General features: G+C 38.7%; 16 protein-coding genes and 2 tRNA genes. 16 read left to right on the top strand and 2 right to left on the bottom strand.

Annotated features, from left to right (window positions below; translation table 11 throughout):
* Positions 1-148 precede the first annotated feature (148 nt).
* From spoVG to ABES52_RS06785, 16 genes are all read left to right on the top strand, one after another.
* Positions 149-442: a septation regulator SpoVG gene (spoVG, locus tag ABES52_RS06860; RefSeq protein ID WP_429650242.1), complete on the top strand. Its 294-nt coding sequence runs from the start codon at positions 149-151 to the stop codon at positions 440-442.
* Positions 443-629: 187 nt separating this feature from the next.
* Complete coding sequence (glmU, locus tag ABES52_RS06855) at positions 630-2,006, top strand: bifunctional UDP-N-acetylglucosamine diphosphorylase/glucosamine-1-phosphate N-acetyltransferase GlmU (protein ID WP_429650240.1); 1,377 nt, start codon at positions 630-632, stop codon at positions 2,004-2,006.
* A 13-nt stretch (positions 2,007-2,019) separates the two neighbouring features.
* Positions 2,020-2,979: a ribose-phosphate diphosphokinase gene (locus ABES52_RS06850; RefSeq protein ID WP_429650238.1), complete on the top strand. Its 960-nt coding sequence runs from the start codon at positions 2,020-2,022 to the stop codon at positions 2,977-2,979.
* A 138-nt stretch (positions 2,980-3,117) separates the two neighbouring features.
* Positions 3,118-3,768: a 50S ribosomal protein L25/general stress protein Ctc gene (locus ABES52_RS06845; RefSeq protein WP_429650236.1), complete on the top strand. Its 651-nt coding sequence runs from the start codon at positions 3,118-3,120 to the stop codon at positions 3,766-3,768.
* Between the two features lie 111 nt (positions 3,769-3,879).
* Entirely contained in the window at positions 3,880-4,440 is a 561-nt protein-coding gene (gene pth / locus ABES52_RS06840; RefSeq protein WP_429650234.1) for an aminoacyl-tRNA hydrolase, read from the top strand.
* A gap of 70 nt (positions 4,441-4,510) precedes the next feature.
* Positions 4,511-4,741, top strand: a complete 231-nt coding sequence (gene fin, locus ABES52_RS06835; protein WP_429650232.1) for an anti-sigma-F factor Fin — start codon at positions 4,511-4,513, stop codon at positions 4,739-4,741.
* A gap of 74 nt (positions 4,742-4,815) precedes the next feature.
* Positions 4,816-8,349: a transcription-repair coupling factor gene (gene mfd, locus ABES52_RS06830; RefSeq protein ID WP_429650230.1), complete on the top strand. Its 3,534-nt coding sequence runs from the start codon at positions 4,816-4,818 to the stop codon at positions 8,347-8,349.
* 208 nt (positions 8,350-8,557) lie between these two features.
* Positions 8,558-9,094, top strand: a complete 537-nt coding sequence (spoVT, locus tag ABES52_RS06825; RefSeq protein WP_429650228.1) for a stage V sporulation protein T — start codon at positions 8,558-8,560, stop codon at positions 9,092-9,094.
* Between the two features lie 170 nt (positions 9,095-9,264).
* A complete protein-coding gene (locus ABES52_RS06820; RefSeq protein WP_429650226.1) occupies positions 9,265-10,872 on the top strand; it encodes a putative polysaccharide biosynthesis protein in 1,608 nt (535 codons plus the stop codon).
* A 3-nt stretch (positions 10,873-10,875) separates the two neighbouring features.
* Complete coding sequence (yabN, locus tag ABES52_RS06815) at positions 10,876-12,333, top strand: bifunctional methyltransferase/pyrophosphohydrolase YabN (RefSeq protein ID WP_429650224.1); 1,458 nt, start codon at positions 10,876-10,878, stop codon at positions 12,331-12,333.
* Between the two features lie 31 nt (positions 12,334-12,364).
* Entirely contained in the window at positions 12,365-12,637 is a 273-nt protein-coding gene (locus ABES52_RS06810) for an RNA-binding S4 domain-containing protein (protein ID WP_429650250.1), read from the top strand.
* A 387-nt stretch (positions 12,638-13,024) separates the two neighbouring features.
* Positions 13,025-13,309 carry a hypothetical protein gene (locus ABES52_RS06805; RefSeq protein WP_429650222.1) on the top strand — a complete coding sequence of 95 codons (285 nt, stop codon included), beginning with the start codon at positions 13,025-13,027 and terminating at the stop codon, positions 13,307-13,309.
* A gap of 80 nt (positions 13,310-13,389) precedes the next feature.
* Positions 13,390-13,695: a sporulation protein YabP gene (yabP, locus tag ABES52_RS06800; protein ID WP_429650220.1), complete on the top strand. Its 306-nt coding sequence runs from the start codon at positions 13,390-13,392 to the stop codon at positions 13,693-13,695.
* Positions 13,692-14,336, top strand: coding sequence for a spore cortex biosynthesis protein YabQ (gene yabQ, locus ABES52_RS06795; RefSeq protein WP_429650218.1), 645 nt, complete (start codon positions 13,692-13,694; stop codon positions 14,334-14,336). Before yabP ends, yabQ begins: the two co-directional genes overlap by 4 nt.
* Before the next feature lie 13 nt (positions 14,337-14,349).
* Positions 14,350-14,754 (top strand): septum formation initiator family protein, encoded by a 405-nt coding sequence (locus tag ABES52_RS06790; protein ID WP_429650216.1) that lies wholly within the window; start codon positions 14,350-14,352, stop codon positions 14,752-14,754.
* A 73-nt stretch (positions 14,755-14,827) separates the two neighbouring features.
* Positions 14,828-15,220 carry a S1 domain-containing RNA-binding protein gene (locus ABES52_RS06785; protein WP_429650214.1) on the top strand — a complete coding sequence of 131 codons (393 nt, stop codon included), beginning with the start codon at positions 14,828-14,830 and terminating at the stop codon, positions 15,218-15,220.
* A gap of 160 nt (positions 15,221-15,380) precedes the next feature.
* Here the strand turns inward: ABES52_RS06785 and ABES52_RS06780 are convergent.
* A tRNA-Glu gene (locus ABES52_RS06780) sits at positions 15,381-15,452 on the bottom strand.
* Between the two features lie 6 nt (positions 15,453-15,458).
* Positions 15,459-15,535 (bottom strand) — tRNA-Met (locus ABES52_RS06775).
* Positions 15,536-15,815: the final 280 nt, after the last annotated feature.

Genomic DNA, 15,815 nt, shown 5'->3' with positions numbered 1-15,815 from the left:
ACAAGCGTAATGTATAAATATAAACAGTATCGTTTAACAGAGCCATTTAATAAAAAATTTTTCTAAAAATTTTATTTATTTAGAAGGAGATTTTGAAAGGGTGTTGAATATTAAAAATAGACTTCAATGGAAAAAGGTGGTGAACAAGATGGAAGTAACAGATGTTAGACTACGCCGCGTAAACACGGATGGTCGTATGAGAGCTATTGCTTCTATCACTTTAGACAATGAATTTGTCGTTCATGACATTCGTGTCATCGATGGCAATAACGGATTGTTTGTGGCTATGCCAAGCAAACGCACGCCAGATGGTGAATTCCGTGATATTGCTCATCCAATTAACTCCAACACACGCGGTAAAATCCAAGATGCGGTGTTAGCTGAGTATCACCGTTTAGGTGAGCTAGAAGAACGTGAATTAGAAGAAGCAGGAGCTTCTTAATCATTAAGCATTTACAACAAGAGCCTTCTCCTTACGAAAGGCTCTTTTTTTATGTATACATATCTTTTCCTTCCATTTTCCTCCTTGTACCCATTGACAAAAAAATGTACTTTTCTCCGATTCCTTGAAATGAACTCCTATTTAAGATATATTCATTATGGAAAAAAAGGTTGATGGAGGACCATATATGTCAACAAATCGATATGCCATTATTTTAGCTGCTGGGCAAGGAACAAGAATGAAATCAAAACTTTACAAAGTTCTTCACCCGGTATGTGGAAAGCCTATGGTCGAACATGTTGTAGATCAAGTGTCAAAGCTTGATATAAATAAGATTGTGACGATTGTTGGTCACGGAGCTGATCAAGTAAAAGCACAATTAGACGGAAAAAGTGAGTTTGCCCTTCAAGAAGAACAGCTTGGAACTGCTCATGCTGTGATGCAAGCCGCTCCTCAACTAGCCACTTTACAAGGAACGACCCTTGTTATTTGTGGTGATACACCGCTAATAACGGCTGAGACTATGGAAGCGCTTTTATCCCATCATGAACAGCAAGGGGCTAAAGCAACTATCCTTTCAAGCTATGCGGAAGATCCTACAGGCTATGGTCGCATTATTCGAAACGAAGACGGACATGTTGAGCGAATTGTAGAACATAAGGATGCGACAGATGAGGAACGGAAAGTAAAAGAAATCAATACAGGTACGTATTGTTTTGATAACCAAGCTCTTTTTGAAGCCCTTCAGCACGTATCTAATGATAATGCCCAAGGTGAGTATTATTTACCAGATGTCATTGAAATTTTAAAAGCAAAAGGGGAAATTGTGTCCGCTTATCAAATAGCTGACATGGAAGAGACTTTAGGTGTCAACGATCGTGTTGCTTTAGCACAAGCGGAGAAAATTATGCGTCGACGCATCAATGAGTATCACATGCGTAACGGTGTGTCGATTATTGACCCAGAAAATACGTACATTGGGGTCGAGGTGCAAATTGGGCAAGATACGATTATTTACCCAGGTAGTGTTATTACCGGGCAAACAGTGATTGGAAATGACTGTAAGATTGGACCTCATACAGAAATTCATGATTGTGAAATTAACGACCGTACCGTCATTCGTCAATCTGTTGCCCATCAAAGCTCCATCGGTAGTGATGTGACCATTGGTCCATTCGCTCATATTCGTCCTCAATCTGCTATTGGTAATGAAGTTCGAATTGGTAATTTCGTAGAAATTAAAAAATCGACATTTGGCAAGGGAAGTAAGGCCTCTCATTTAAGTTATATTGGCGATGCAGAAGTGGGCGAACAAGTGAACATTGGATGTGGTTCTATCACAGTAAATTATGATGGAAAAAATAAATATTTAACAAAAATTGAAGACAATGTCTTTGTAGGATGTAATTCGAACTTAGTTGCTCCTGTTACCATTGGAAAAGGTGCCTATATTGCCGCTGGTTCAACAATTACAGAAGATGTACCAGGTATGGCGTTGTCGATTGCACGTGCTCGCCAAGTAAATAAGGAAAACTATGTACACAAACTAAACTCGAAAAAATAACTGGAGGTTCATCATGACGAATCAATATTTAGATCCAAACTTGAAGGTATTTGCCCTAAATTCGAATCGAGCGTTAGCGGAGGAAATTGCGAAGGTAATTGGAGTCGAGCTTGGGAAATGTAGCGTGTCCCGGTTCAGTGATGGAGAGATTCAAATTAATATCGAAGAAAGTATTCGCGGCTGTGATGTATTCGTCATTCAATCGACTAGCTCCCCAGTCAACGAAAATATTATGGAATTACTGATTATGATTGATGCGTTGAAACGAGCTTCTGCAAAAACAATCAATATCGTCATGCCGTATTACGGCTATGCGCGCCAAGACCGTAAAGCAAGAGCACGTGAACCGATTACCGCTAAATTGGTTGCCAACTTGCTAGAAACGGCAGGAGCTTCCCGTGTGATCACACTTGATTTACATGCTCCACAAATTCAAGGTTTCTTTGATATTCCAATTGACCACCTAATGGGGGTACCGATTTTAGCTGACTACTTTAACAGTAAAAAGCTTGACCAAGATGAATTAGTCGTTGTTTCCCCTGACCATGGTGGCGTAACAAGAGCACGGAAGCTTGCTGAACGCTTAAAAGCACCAATTGCGATTATCGATAAGCGTCGACCAAGACCAAATGTGGCGGAAGTGATGAACATCGTTGGTAACATTGAAGGTAAAACAGCGGTCTTAATCGATGATATTATTGATACCGCAGGAACGATTACCCTTGCGGCAAATGCATTAGTAGAAAACGGTGCGAAAGAAGTATATGCATGCTGTACACATCCGGTTTTATCAGGTCCAGCGATCGAGCGTATTGAAAACTCTAAAATTAAAGAATTAGTAGTAACTAACACCATTACCCTTCCAGAAGAAAAGCAAATTGAAAAAATTCACCAGCTATCTGTAGCTCCACTTATTGGTGAAGCGATTATTCGTGTACATGAAGATCAATCCGTAAGTATGCTATTTGATTAATAGAATCAAACGGTCTGACAATAATGTCAGGCCGTTTTTGTGCCTTCCATCCACTTTTTTATGTTTATTATGAACCGTTTTAGGGCATTTTTTATATAGAACCAGCTTTAATATTGTATGGAGGAAGGTGAACGTACCATGGAAGTCGTTCTTGATGCGCAAATAAGAACCGATTTTCACCAATCAACGTTACATCAATTACGGTCAGAAGGTTATGTCCCAGCTGTAATTTATGGACCCAATGTTGAAAATACACACATTTATTTTGAAGAAAGGGATTTAGTTAAAACGATACAGAATGTAGGACGAAATGGAGTTTTTTCTATTAAGGCAGATGGTACCGAATATTCGGTGATGCTTTCCGACTATCAGCATGACTTTTTGAAAAACGAAATTATTCATGCCGATTTTCTCGTGGTGAATCAAGATACAAACGTAACAACGGACGTTCGGGTCGATTTAGTTGGAGAAGCCGCTGGGGTAAACGATGGAGGGGTATTACAGCAGCCAATTCACGAGCTTTCGGTTACGGGTAAGCCTGGACAGGTACCAGATTCGATCAATATTAACGTCGAGAACTTGCAAGTAGGGGAGACCATCACCGTAGGGGATGTTAATCAACAATATGGGTTTACTATTAATCATGATGATGGGGAAACGATTGCTTCCATTCTCCCTCCTAGGCAAGAAAAAGAAATTAGTACAGGAGAAGAGCAAGAAATAGGAACTCCAACGAATTTAGAAGGTCGGGAAACGAATGAGTTAGAAGCGAAAGAACAAGATTCGTAAACGGATGAAGTCCCTACCATTCAATAGGTTCGTAAGGCGTAACCTTTTTAGGTTACGTCTTTTCTGGTTTTTGATATAGTTAAAATAGTGAAAGAATTTGAGGTGTTGATCATGAAGTTAATCGTAGGACTAGGAAATCCAGGAACAAAATATGAACGAACAAGACATAACATAGGATTTGAAGTCATTGATGAACTAGCAAAACGTTTTTCTTCCCCTTTAACGGAATCGAAATTTAAAGGGCTATATACAATCATCCGTTATTCAAGTGAAAAGGTGATTTTGTTAAAACCGATGACATATATGAATTTATCGGGTGAAAGTATCCGGGCTGTTGTCGATTATTATGATATTGACCCGGAACATATTTTAGTCATTTATGATGATTTAGATTTGCCGGTTGGAAAAATCCGTTTGCGGCAAAAAGGAAGCGCCGGTGGACATAATGGCATTAAGTCCACCATTGCCCACCTCGGTACGCAAAACTTTAACCGAATTCGGATCGGGATTGATCGCCCAACTAATGGGATGAGTGTTCCGGATTATGTATTAGGAAAGTTTACAAAAGAAGAGTGGGAAACGATGGGGGATGTGATTCAACGTTGTGCAGATGCGTGTGAAGAATGGATAGAAAAACCGTTTCTTCAAGTGATGAATCGTTATAACGGGTAATTCATATGATGTATAACACCTCTAAAATACGTTTATACTAGCGGTAAAAGCGTATTTTAGGAGGAGCAATATGGCTATACATTACTTTTGTCGTCATTGCGGAATCAAGGTCGGGACAATTGATCGAATGCCGGTCAATGCTGAACAAATAGGTATCCATAAATTGAACGAAAAAGAACGACTTGACATGGTCTCCTACGAACCAAACGGTGATATTCATATAAAAACAATTTGTGAAGATTGCCAAGAAGCGCTTGAACGAAACCCTGATTACTATCAGTTTGACTTTTTTATACAGTAATTTGTCGGCTTTGGGCCTACCAAAGCATTTTTCTGTTGAGTTTGATAGAGAACATAAAGAAAGGGGAGGAGCTTTTGAAAGGGATCACGACCATCCTCTTGCAACAAGATGAAATTGAATCGATAGTAAATGGAATTGAGGAAGGGCTTAGCGAACAACTGGTTACTGGATTATCAGGATCTAGCCGGCCAGCGCTCATTTCCTCTATTTATGAACGGACAAAAAGACCGATTTTACTCATTACTTACAATTTACTACAAGCTCAAAAGTTGTACGATGACATTACCCAATTCGTTGCCGAAGATGAAGTGTATTTATATCCAGCAAACGAATTAATTGCCGCAGAGATAAGTATCGCTAGCCCTGAATTAAAAGCGCAACGAATGGAAACGTTAAACTTTTTAAGCCGGATCGAGCGTGGTGTCGTTATTGTACCTGCAGCTGGTTTGCGGAAACTATTACCCCCAAAGGAATTATGGTTGTCGTATCAAAAAGAGTTCCGTGTTGGCGAAGAAATTGATTTAGAGCAAACGTTACAAGCGTTTATATATATGGGGTATCAACGCGTCAATATGGTCACAGCACCGGGGGAATTTAGCGTTCGTGGAGGCATTATCGATATTTATCCGTTAACGGAGTCTGATCCATTACGCATTGAATTATTTGATACCGAAATCGAGTCCATCCGAACGTTTTCTATAGAAGATCAACGGTCCTTGCTATCATTGGATGAAGTCATCGTTGGTCCAGCAACTGAATTATTGCTAGAACCTCCCCATTATGATCGCATCGTACGTCTGTTGGAGGAAAAATTAGCTGAGAGCTTACGAAAAGTAAAACTAGCGAAAACGAAAGAGCTATTATCACAACACATTTCGTATGAACTGGAACAATTAAAACAGCAACAGAAGCCGGAACAAATTTTTAAATATGCTTCTCTTGCTTATGATAAACCTTATAGTTTGATAGATTATTTACCGCAAAATAGCATTATATTTTTAGACGAATATAGTCGTATATTGGAAATATATGAAACACTAGAAAAAGAAGAAGCGGAATGGTACACAGCCTTGTTAGAAGAAGGTTCAATCGTTCACGGATTGACGATATCCCATCGTCTACCAACACTTGTTACGGAAACTTCGTTACCAAAAGTTTATTTATCATTATTTTTACGACATATTCCGAATACGAATCCGCAAAATATCATGAATATTTCCTGTCGCCCGATGCAAAACTTTCACGGGCAAATGAACGTGTTAAAAAACGAATTAGAGCGATGGAAAAAAGGAAAATATACGGTACTATTTCTCGGTCCAGATGTAGAACGAGTAAGAAAACTTCAACGCGTATTTGAAGATTACGGACTAGATGTAGTAGAAAACGCGTCGGCAGAACAATTGCTGCTAGGGAAACCACAAATGATTCAAGGGAGTTTGCATGCGGGCTTTGAACTGCCAATGATGAAGCTTGCAGTTGTGACCGAAGTAGAGCTTTTTAATAAAAAAACGAAAAAAGCTCCGCGTCGACAAAAGCTGTCGAATGCAGAACGAATAAAAAATTATTCGGAACTGAATATTGGCGATTATGTGGTGCACGTTAATCATGGTATTGGAAAGTATTTAGGAATTGAAACTTTAGAAATTAACGGCATTCATAAAGATTATCTTCACATCAAATATCAAGGTAACGATCAATTATACGTGCCGGTGGACCAAATCGACTTAGTGCAAAAATATGTGGGCTCGGAAGAAAAAGAGCCGAAAATTTATAAGCTCGGCGGTAATGAATGGAAACGAGTAAAGAAGAAAGTTCAATCGTCTGTCCAAGACATTGCCGATGATTTAATTAAATTGTACGCCGAACGAGAGTCTACTAAAGGGTACGCGTTCTCTCCAGACGGCGATTTACAACGAGAATTTGAAGCTACTTTTCCATATCAAGAAACGGAAGATCAATTACGTTCCATTCAAGAAATTAAGAGAGATATGGAAAGCGAACGACCAATGGACCGTTTATTATGCGGTGATGTCGGGTATGGAAAAACAGAAGTAGCAATTCGTGCCGCGTTTAAAGCCGTGATGGATGGAAAACAAGTCGCTTTTCTTGTTCCAACAACGATTTTAGCGCAACAACATTATGAAACGATGAAAGAGCGTTTCCAAGACTTCCCTGTTACCGTTGATTTATTGAGTCGCTTCCGGACGAAAAAGCAACAAACAGAAACATTGAAAAAATTAAAAAGCGGTGCCGTCGATATTATTGTGGGCACACACCGTTTGTTGTCGAAAGACGTGCAATTTCACGACTTAGGTTTACTCATTATTGACGAAGAACAGCGCTTTGGTGTAACACATAAAGAAAAAATTAAACAGTTAAAAACGAATATCGATGTGCTAACTTTAACCGCTACCCCAATTCCTCGGACATTACATATGTCTTTGCTTGGTGTGCGCGATTTATCTGTCATAGAAACGCCACCGGAAAACCGCTTCCCGGTCCAAACGTACGTCATGGAATATAATGGGGCATTAGTCAAAGAGGCCATTGAGCGCGAATTAGCAAGAGAAGGACAAGTATACTTTTTATACAATCGTGTCGAGGATATTGAGCGAAAAGCGGAAGAAATTTCTATGCTAGTTCCAGATGCTCGAGTGACGTTTGCGCATGGTCAAATGTCTGAAACGGAATTAGAATCTGTCATCTTAAGCTTTTTAAGTGGCGAATACGATGTATTAGTTACGACGACTATTATCGAAACAGGCGTGGATATTCCGAACGTAAATACGCTTATTGTTTATGATGCTGATCGGATGGGATTATCGCAATTGTATCAGCTTAGAGGACGTGTAGGTCGTTCGAACCGGGTAGCTTATGCGTATTTTACGTACCGCAAAGATAAAGTGTTGTCCGAAGTTGCTGAAAAACGACTTCAAGCAATTAAAGAATTTACAGAGCTTGGTTCGGGCTTTAAAATTGCCATGCGCGATTTGTCCATTCGTGGGGCAGGAAACATTTTAGGAGCTCAACAACACGGATTTATTGATTCCGTTGGTTTCGATTTATATTCTCAAATGTTAAAAGAAGCGATTGAAGAGAGAAAAGGGACGGCTCAAGCGGAAGAACCGTTTAAAACGGAAATTGATGTCACGATCGATGCCTATATCCCAGATGCTTATATTCCGGATGGTCATCAAAAAATTGAGATGTATAAACGCTTTAGAGGAATTGACACCATAGAGGAATTGCACGAACTTCAGGGTGAATTAATCGATCGCTTCGGTGATTATCCACAAGAGGTTCATTATTTATGTAAAGTCGCCGAAATAAAAGTGTATGCATACGAGGCAAAAGTCGAATCGGTGAAACAACAAAAAGACATCGTTACTTTACTTCTATCGGAAGATGGAACCCAACAAATTGACGGAGCCAAAGTGTTTACTGCCATCAATCAATATGGAAAGCGTTTTGGTATCGGGATGGATGGAAATAAATTAAAACTAACATTATCCACAAAAGGAATGCAAACAGCGGAGTGGCTCGATATATTAATTGAATGTGTCAAAACGATCGCCCAATCGAAAAAAGTAACCGAAAATGTTCACTAACGAGAACCATACTAGTTGTGAACGGAGATTGGAGTTGCTGTTTTTAATAATACCATTATTTACCAACAAAATAGATTGACAGTGAAATGAACAATTTGTGTATAGAACTTTCCAGATGAAAGATACTAATGTCAACATTGGTAATAGATTCATTCAGTTAAATGGATCAACAACCAAAAAATCATCTGATGAAAGTGAGGCAACAAAGATGAAAGCAACTGGTATTGTTCGTCGTATTGATGATTTGGGTCGTGTTGTCATTCCAAAGGAAATTCGTAGAACACTTCGTATTCGGGAAGGAGATCCGTTGGAAATATTCGTTGATCGTGATGGTGAGGTCATTTTAAAGAAATATTCACCAATTAGTGAATTAGGGGATTTTGCTAAGGAGTATGCAGAAGCCTTATTTGATAGCTTAGGAAGTCCTGTTCTTATCTGTGATCGAGATGCCGTTATTGCTGTAGCTGGCGTTTCTAAGAAAGAATTTTTAAATAAAAGCGTAGGCGAAACAATTGAAAAAGTGATGGAAGAACGTAATTCTATTCTGGTGACTCAACAAGGATCAGTATCATTAATAGAAGGATTTGAAGAGACGTTAGCTTCCTATACAATTGCTCCGATTATTGCTAACGGAGACCCAATCGGTGCCGTTGTTATTTATTCGAAAGACCAAACCTTAAAAGAAGTGGAACAAAAAGCGGTAGAAACAGCAGCAGGCTTTTTAGCAAGACAGATGGAACAGTAAAATCTTCGATAGGTAAATATGTATAAGGACAGTATCCCACTGTCCTTTTTCTTATGGTGATCATCCGTTCGTTGATTACAAGTCCATCCGTAATTTCCTAACACGGTTCAAAAAAAGATTATGCTATAATACTTTTCGATTAAAAGAACTTAGGAAAGGCAGAGTGAAGCGTGGGTCGTTCACAACGTACTTTTTTACAAGGTGTTTTTTTATTAACGTTAGCGGCGTTTGTTACCAAAGTGTTAAGTGCCGTTTATCGTGTTCCTTTTCAAAATATCGTTGGTGATATCGGTTTTTATATTTATCAACAGGTGTACCCAATATATGGGATTGTTTTAACTCTTTCGATGTACGGTTTTCCTGTTATTATTTCAAAAATCTTAACGGAACAACCGAAAGAGGATTTCAAAAAAAGGAAAGAAATTTTAACATCTGCTTTTTTTTCTATGTCTTTGTTCGGAGTTGTTCTCTTTAGTGTAACTTATTTTGGGGGACCACTGATTGCCTCCATAATGGGTGATCCAAATTTATTCTTATTACTTCAAGTCGCCGCTGTTTCATTTTTATTTTTTCCGATTATTTCAGTTATTCGGGGATATTATCAAAGTGTCGGTTTTATGGTTCCTACCGCTATATCACAAGTGACGGAACAATTTATCCGAGTGGCGCTCATTCTTATTTTATCTTTTCTTTTTGTTCAAAAAGGGTATTCCCTTTACCTAGTAGGCGGTGGAGCTATATTAGGCTCCGTTCTTGGAAGTGTCGCCTGTATTTTTGTCCTCATTGGGTTTCTTATGGCACGAAAAGAAAAAACACGGTGGATTTTTTCTTCTTTAAAACTCAACTGTGACGTCGGAATACAAGTACTTATTCAAGGAATCGCCATTTGCGTCAGCAGTATGACACTCATCTTATTCCAACTGGTGGATGCGATGAGTCTATATAAGATGCTGGTTGAATCCGGATGGAGCGAATGGGACGGAAAAGTGCTAAAAGGTATTTACGATCGTGGGCAACCGCTCGTCCAAGTAGGAACAGTTGTCGCTACTTCCATGTCTTTAGCTTTAGTACCAATTCTTACGAAAGAAAACCTACGAGGCTCTACTCAACGAGTACAATCCGTAGGTACGTTAGCACTTAAAGTGAGTATCGTGTTCGGATTAGGGGCATCTGTCGGTTTAGCATGCTTGATCCAGCCAATCAATGAGATGTTATTTACCGATCGTCAAGGATCTGACGTGCTGGCAGTTTTTTGTTTATCCGTCTTATTTTACTCGATTGTACTGACTTTATCAGCGGTACTACAAGGACTAGGATATATGTATTTCCCTATGTTCGCCGTATGTGTCGGAGTCATAGGAAAATTTTTAGCGAACATCGCCCTTATTCCTTCGCTCTATACGATGGGGGCTTCTTTAAGTACAGTTGGATCGTTGGTCATTATATCAATGTTCTTAATTTGGAAAGTGCACAAGGAGTTACAAGGCTTTCACTTGACGAAAACATTTTTTGGTCATCTTTTCATTAGTATCGGGAGTATGGTATTGGTATTATTTGTATTACAATTAATAGTAGGTTTCTTCGATAGTTTTACGACTTCAAGGTTTACATCTACTTTATTATCCATTAGTGGCTCCATTCTTGGGGGAATGACCTTTCTAGCGGTCTTTATTCACATAGGAGGATTTGATTTAGATGAATTGAAACAAATACCATTTGGAGATAAGCTTAAAGTTTTTAGAAAAGTGAGAAACAAAAATAATAAGTTGGGGGCATAAACGATGACAATTACCATAGTCGGCTTAGGTGCTGGAGATGTAGATCAATTAACCCTTGGTGTATATCGAACATTAAGGGAAGCAGAGCATCTATATTTACGAACGAAAGAGCATCCGGTCGTTGCTTCTCTTGAAGAAGAAGGAATTCGATTTATATCTTTTGACGATGTATACGAAAAATATGAAACGTTTGATGAAGTTTACGAAGAAATCTCTCGTATTTTACTAGAAGAAGCTGAAACAAAGGACATTGTGTACGCGGTTCCTGGACATCCAATCGTCGCTGAACGAACGGTGCAACTATTATTACAGAAAGGGAGAGAAAAAAATATCTCCGTCCAAATCGGCGGTGGTCAAAGCTTTATCGATGCCCTTTGTTCTGCGGTGAAACTAGATCCGATCGAAGGGTTTCAACTGTTGGATGGTACTTCCCTTAAGCGGGATGACGTAAAAATGAATCAACATGTCATTATAGGACAGGTGTACGATTCATTTGTTGCTTCCGAAGTCAAATTAACATTAATGGAGAAATATCCGGATGATTATGAAGTTTACATTGTTACTGCGGCGGGAACCGCACAAGAAAAGGTTCAAAATATACCGTTATACGAACTCGATCGACAAGTGTCTTTAAATAACTTAACGAGCGTCTATGTCCCTCCTGTCAAAGAAAAAAAAGGTCGCTATAAAGATTTCTATACGTTTAGAGAAATTGTAGCCGAATTACGGGGACCAAACGGTTGTCCGTGGGATAAAGAGCAGACCCATCAATCGCTAAAAAAATATTTAATTGAAGAAGCATACGAACTCCTTGACGCCATTGACGCAGATGATGTCAATCATATGATTGAAGAATTAGGAGATGTATTACTTCAAGTATTGTTGCATGCACAAATTGGTGAAGATGATGGTTTATTTTCCATTGAAGATGTCATCGAAAGTATTGGTGAGAAAATGGTACGGCGTCATCCTCATGTATTTAGTACCGTGAAAGTGGAAGATGCTGATGAGGTTGTGAACAATTGGAATGCGATTAAAGCAAAGGAAAAAGGAACGAAAAAAGAAGAATCTATTTTAAGTAGTATACCGAAAGGACTTCCGGCATTGTTTAAAGCATATGAAATGCAAAAAAAGGCGGCAAAAGTCGGCTTTGATTGGGAGGATGTTGACGGGGCTTGGGAGAAAGTACAGGAAGAACTCGACGAATGGAAAGGGGCGATACAGCAACGAAATGAACAAGAAGCAGCCAAGGAATTTGGTGATGTATTGTTTGCCCTTGTCAATGTAGCCCGCTTTTATCGAATTCATCCTGAAGATGCCCTCCAAGCAACTGTTCAAAAATTTCAACGTCGCTTTGAGTATGTTGAACAACAAGTGAAAGCATCGGGAAGGTCGTTTGATCAATTTTCATTAGAGGAATTAGATCAATTTTGGAATGAAGCCAAATTGAAAGGTTATTAATAAAAGGGAGAGTGTAGGAACAATGGAAAGCATGCGTTTAGATAAGTTTTTAAAAGTTTCGCGATTGATTAAACGGAGAACATTGGCGAAAGAAGTAGCCGAACAAGGGCGAATTTCAATCAATGGACAGACAGCAAAAGCTAGCTCAAACGTAAAAGTTGGCGATGAGCTAACCATTCAGTTTGGTCAAAAACAAATTACCGTTCGTGTAGAACAGCTACTGGAATCCACAAAAAAAGAAGATGCGTCATCTATGTATACGCTTGTGAAGGAAGAGCGGTTGGAAGAGCCGATGACCGAATAATTTTGCTCCCGGAATCGGGGGCTTTTTTTATTTTTGGCTCTACCCTAAAATAACTGTGGATAACTTTTGTTGTTATTTTATTTATCGATGTACCAATGGCAATTAGCATGAATGTCTGTTAAACGATACTGTTGATATTTTTACATTACGCTTGTGGAGGACGCTTTCCGCGGGCAAGGTGCAAGCCGCTTCCCTCGCTACGCTCAAGTATGGGTCTTGCGGCTTCTTGTTCCCGCTGGAGTCGCCGCCGTGTGAATAACTTGGTAAAAATCAACAATGGCATAAAACACATAGCCTTATTTTTATAAAAAGGATACGATGAACGAAACTTCTATTAAGATGCTACGTTAAATATGATATAAAAAACGAAAAAGGAGAAAGGGTGCGATGTTGACCTATCTTCTCATTGCTTTCGCATTTATCGTAATTGTTGTAACAGTTTGGCCGAAATCTCGAAAATGGAAAAAAGTTTATACTGTATTTGGGTACGAGCAGTATTTTCATGTCGTAGGGAAGTTAAAAGCAGCAGGTATTTCCTATAAATCGAAAACACCATTTGATGCTCGCAAAAAACACCCCTTTCCCGTAAAAGATACAACACAATACGATATTTATGTTAAAAACGAACAAGAACACTTAGCGCTAAAAGTAATCCATCAACCTAATCGATAGCTTGTTCCTCTGTTCTATTTTTTCTTTGTCCCTCATAGGATGAATACAAAGCCTGTACTATGTAAAAGTGAGGGATAGGAATGAATCAGTATTATGATCCAAACTCCGTGCAAAAACAAGCAGTCAATGAGCATGACGTTATTATGCGTGGGAGAAAGCTGTTAGATATAACGGGTGTCAAACAAGTAGAAAGCTTTGATAATGAGGAATTTTTATTAGAAACAGTCATGGGATTTTTAGCGATTAGAGGGCAAAATTTGCAGATGAAAAATTTAGATGTAGATAAAGGGATTGTGTCCATTAAGGGGAAAATATATGATCTCGTTTATTTAGATGAACCTCAAGGGGAGAAAGCTAAAGGGTTCTTTAGCAAGTTGTTTCGATGAGTTTAACGGTTCAATTTTATACGATGCTTGCCATGATTCTCATGGGAAGCTTTTTTGGTGCCGCGCTTGATACGTATCAACGTTTTTTAAATCGCGCTCATCGAAAACGATGGATCGTGTTTGTGAACGACGTATTGTTTTGGCTCGTGCAAGGGTTATTATTATTTCTTATCCTTTTCCAAGTCAATTACGGAGAAGTACGTTTTTACATTTTTCTTGCGCTGTTATGTGGGTTTGCTGCCTATCAAGCACTACTTCGTAATTTCTATGTAAAATTACTAGAAATGATTATTTCAATGGTCATTTCAATTTATCGAGGAATGGTTAAAGCAGTGAATATTTTCCTAATTCGTCCAGTAATATGGATTATTCATCTTTTAATTGCTTTTAGTTTATTTGTGATTCAGTTACTTTGGTCTCTTGTAAAAACGACAGGAACCGTATTATGGTGGGTCCTAAGAATTGGAATATTTCCTTTCGTGAAGCTTTCTGTTCATTTCTGGAGACTTTTGCCGAAACGTCTTACAAATAACGTCGAGAAGTTATATAATAGCTTTGCAGGATATTTCTACTATTTTACGAATTATATGTATAAACGATGGACTTCAATGAAACAGTGGTTTTTGAACAAGAAACAATAAGGAGGAGAGAATTGTGGGAGCATTACGGCAACGGAAAGTCGCTACTTTGCAAAATTCGTATATGGAACAGCATAAGATACGTCAACAATATGTGAACAAGCAAAAGAAGCGTTTAGTGCGTCGACTAACAGTATTTTTTATGTTCGTCATTGTTGTCTCCTATGCTCTTATTTCTTCTCTCCTTTCCCGCCATACTTTACTTGAAGAAAAATTAGCTCAAAAAGAACAGCTTGAGAAAAAGTTAGCTGCTTTGGAAAAAGAGGAAGAATTATTAAAAGAGGAAATTGTGAAGTTAAACGATGACGAATACATAGCGAAATTAGCTCGTCGAGAATACTTCTTATCAGATCAAGGTGAAATTATTTTTAACTTGCCAGAAAAAGATGATAAGGAAAAAGAAGAAGATTCGTCTTATTGACACGCTTTTTTCTGCTTAGCTATAATATATAAAAAGTTTTATTTTTTAAATTTTAAGGAGGAACATTCTTTTTATGTCAATTGAAGTAGGCAGCAAGTTACAAGGAAAAGTAACCGGCATCACACATTTCGGGGCGTTTGTCGAGTTACCGGAAGGCTCAACGGGGCTAGTTCACATTAGTGAGGTAGCTGATAATTACGTAAAGGACATTAACGATCACTTAAAAGTTGGGGATCAAGTCGAAGTAAAAGTAATTAACGTTGAGAAAGATGGGAAAATTGGGTTATCTATTCGTAAAGCAAAGGAACAATCCCATCGTCCACGCCATGGAAGAGCTCATGATCGTTCAAAAGAGAGCTTTGAACAAAAAATGGCTAAATTTTTAAAAGAAAGTGAAGACAGACTTTCTTCATTGAAGCGTCATACGGAATCTAGACGTGGTGGTCGAGGTGCTAGACGAGGTTAACTTGCTGTCTATGTAAACATAGCAGGTTGGAACGTGTAGTTTGGCGTCACACCAAGCAGGCATTGCCTGCTTTTTTTAATGACTAATATTTTTTCGAAAAAACAAAAAGACTAAGGTCGGAAAGCCGCTAGGACTTTCGTTCCTTAGTCTTTTTTGCCGATGACCCGTACGGGATTCGAACCCGTGTTACCGCCGTGAAAGGGCGGTGTCTTAACCACTTGACCAACGGGCCATAATTTGGTGGCGGCGGAGGGGATCGAACCCCCGACCTCACGGGTATGAACCGTACGCTCTAGCCAGCTGAGCTACGCCGCCAAACTATTTTGCAAAGCACAATGAAAATAATACAAAGAACCTCGAATAATGTCAACGGTTTTTTAAAAGAAATTTATTAAAAAATAATTGGAAACAATTTACCAAAACAGGCATTCTATCAATCTTTTTTCATTATTTCCTTAAAATTTTACACGATAGGAAAGGAGTGTTAGCAGAGAAAATAGTCGAAAAATTCTTTCGTTTACACCTGTCATTTTGACAAACTTTGAAGCTAGTCCCCTTTAAAATAAAGCATAACAATATTCGATTAGGGGAGTGT

The organism is Aeribacillus pallidus, from assembly GCF_050478865.1.
GTDB lineage: Bacteria > Bacillota > Bacilli > Bacillales > JACDOC01 > JACDOC01.
Note: the sequence above shows the minus strand (reverse complement) of the source record. Positions and strands in the feature narration are given on the sequence as shown.

Bases quoted from the DNA above. Each gene is read 5' to 3' on its own strand.
- spoVG (WP_429650242.1), top strand. From the start codon at position 149: ATGGAAGTAACAGATGTTAGACTACGCCGCGTAAACACGGATGGTCGT.
- glmU (WP_429650240.1), top strand. From the start codon at position 630: ATGTCAACAAATCGATATGCCATTATTTTAGCTGCTGGGCAAGGAACA.
- ABES52_RS06850 (WP_429650238.1), top strand. From the start codon at position 2,020: ATGACGAATCAATATTTAGATCCAAACTTGAAGGTATTTGCCCTAAAT.
- ABES52_RS06845 (WP_429650236.1), top strand. From the start codon at position 3,118: ATGGAAGTCGTTCTTGATGCGCAAATAAGAACCGATTTTCACCAATCA.
- pth (WP_429650234.1), top strand. From the start codon at position 3,880: ATGAAGTTAATCGTAGGACTAGGAAATCCAGGAACAAAATATGAACGA.
- fin (WP_429650232.1), top strand. From the start codon at position 4,511: ATGGCTATACATTACTTTTGTCGTCATTGCGGAATCAAGGTCGGGACA.
- spoVT (WP_429650228.1), top strand. From the start codon at position 8,558: ATGAAAGCAACTGGTATTGTTCGTCGTATTGATGATTTGGGTCGTGTT.
- yabN (WP_429650224.1), top strand. From the start codon at position 10,876: ATGACAATTACCATAGTCGGCTTAGGTGCTGGAGATGTAGATCAATTA.
- ABES52_RS06810 (WP_429650250.1), top strand. From the start codon at position 12,365: ATGCGTTTAGATAAGTTTTTAAAAGTTTCGCGATTGATTAAACGGAGA.
- ABES52_RS06805 (WP_429650222.1), top strand. From the start codon at position 13,025: ATGTTGACCTATCTTCTCATTGCTTTCGCATTTATCGTAATTGTTGTA.
- yabP (WP_429650220.1), top strand. From the start codon at position 13,390: ATGAATCAGTATTATGATCCAAACTCCGTGCAAAAACAAGCAGTCAAT.
- yabQ (WP_429650218.1), top strand. From the start codon at position 13,692: ATGAGTTTAACGGTTCAATTTTATACGATGCTTGCCATGATTCTCATG.
- ABES52_RS06785 (WP_429650214.1), top strand. From the start codon at position 14,828: ATGTCAATTGAAGTAGGCAGCAAGTTACAAGGAAAAGTAACCGGCATC.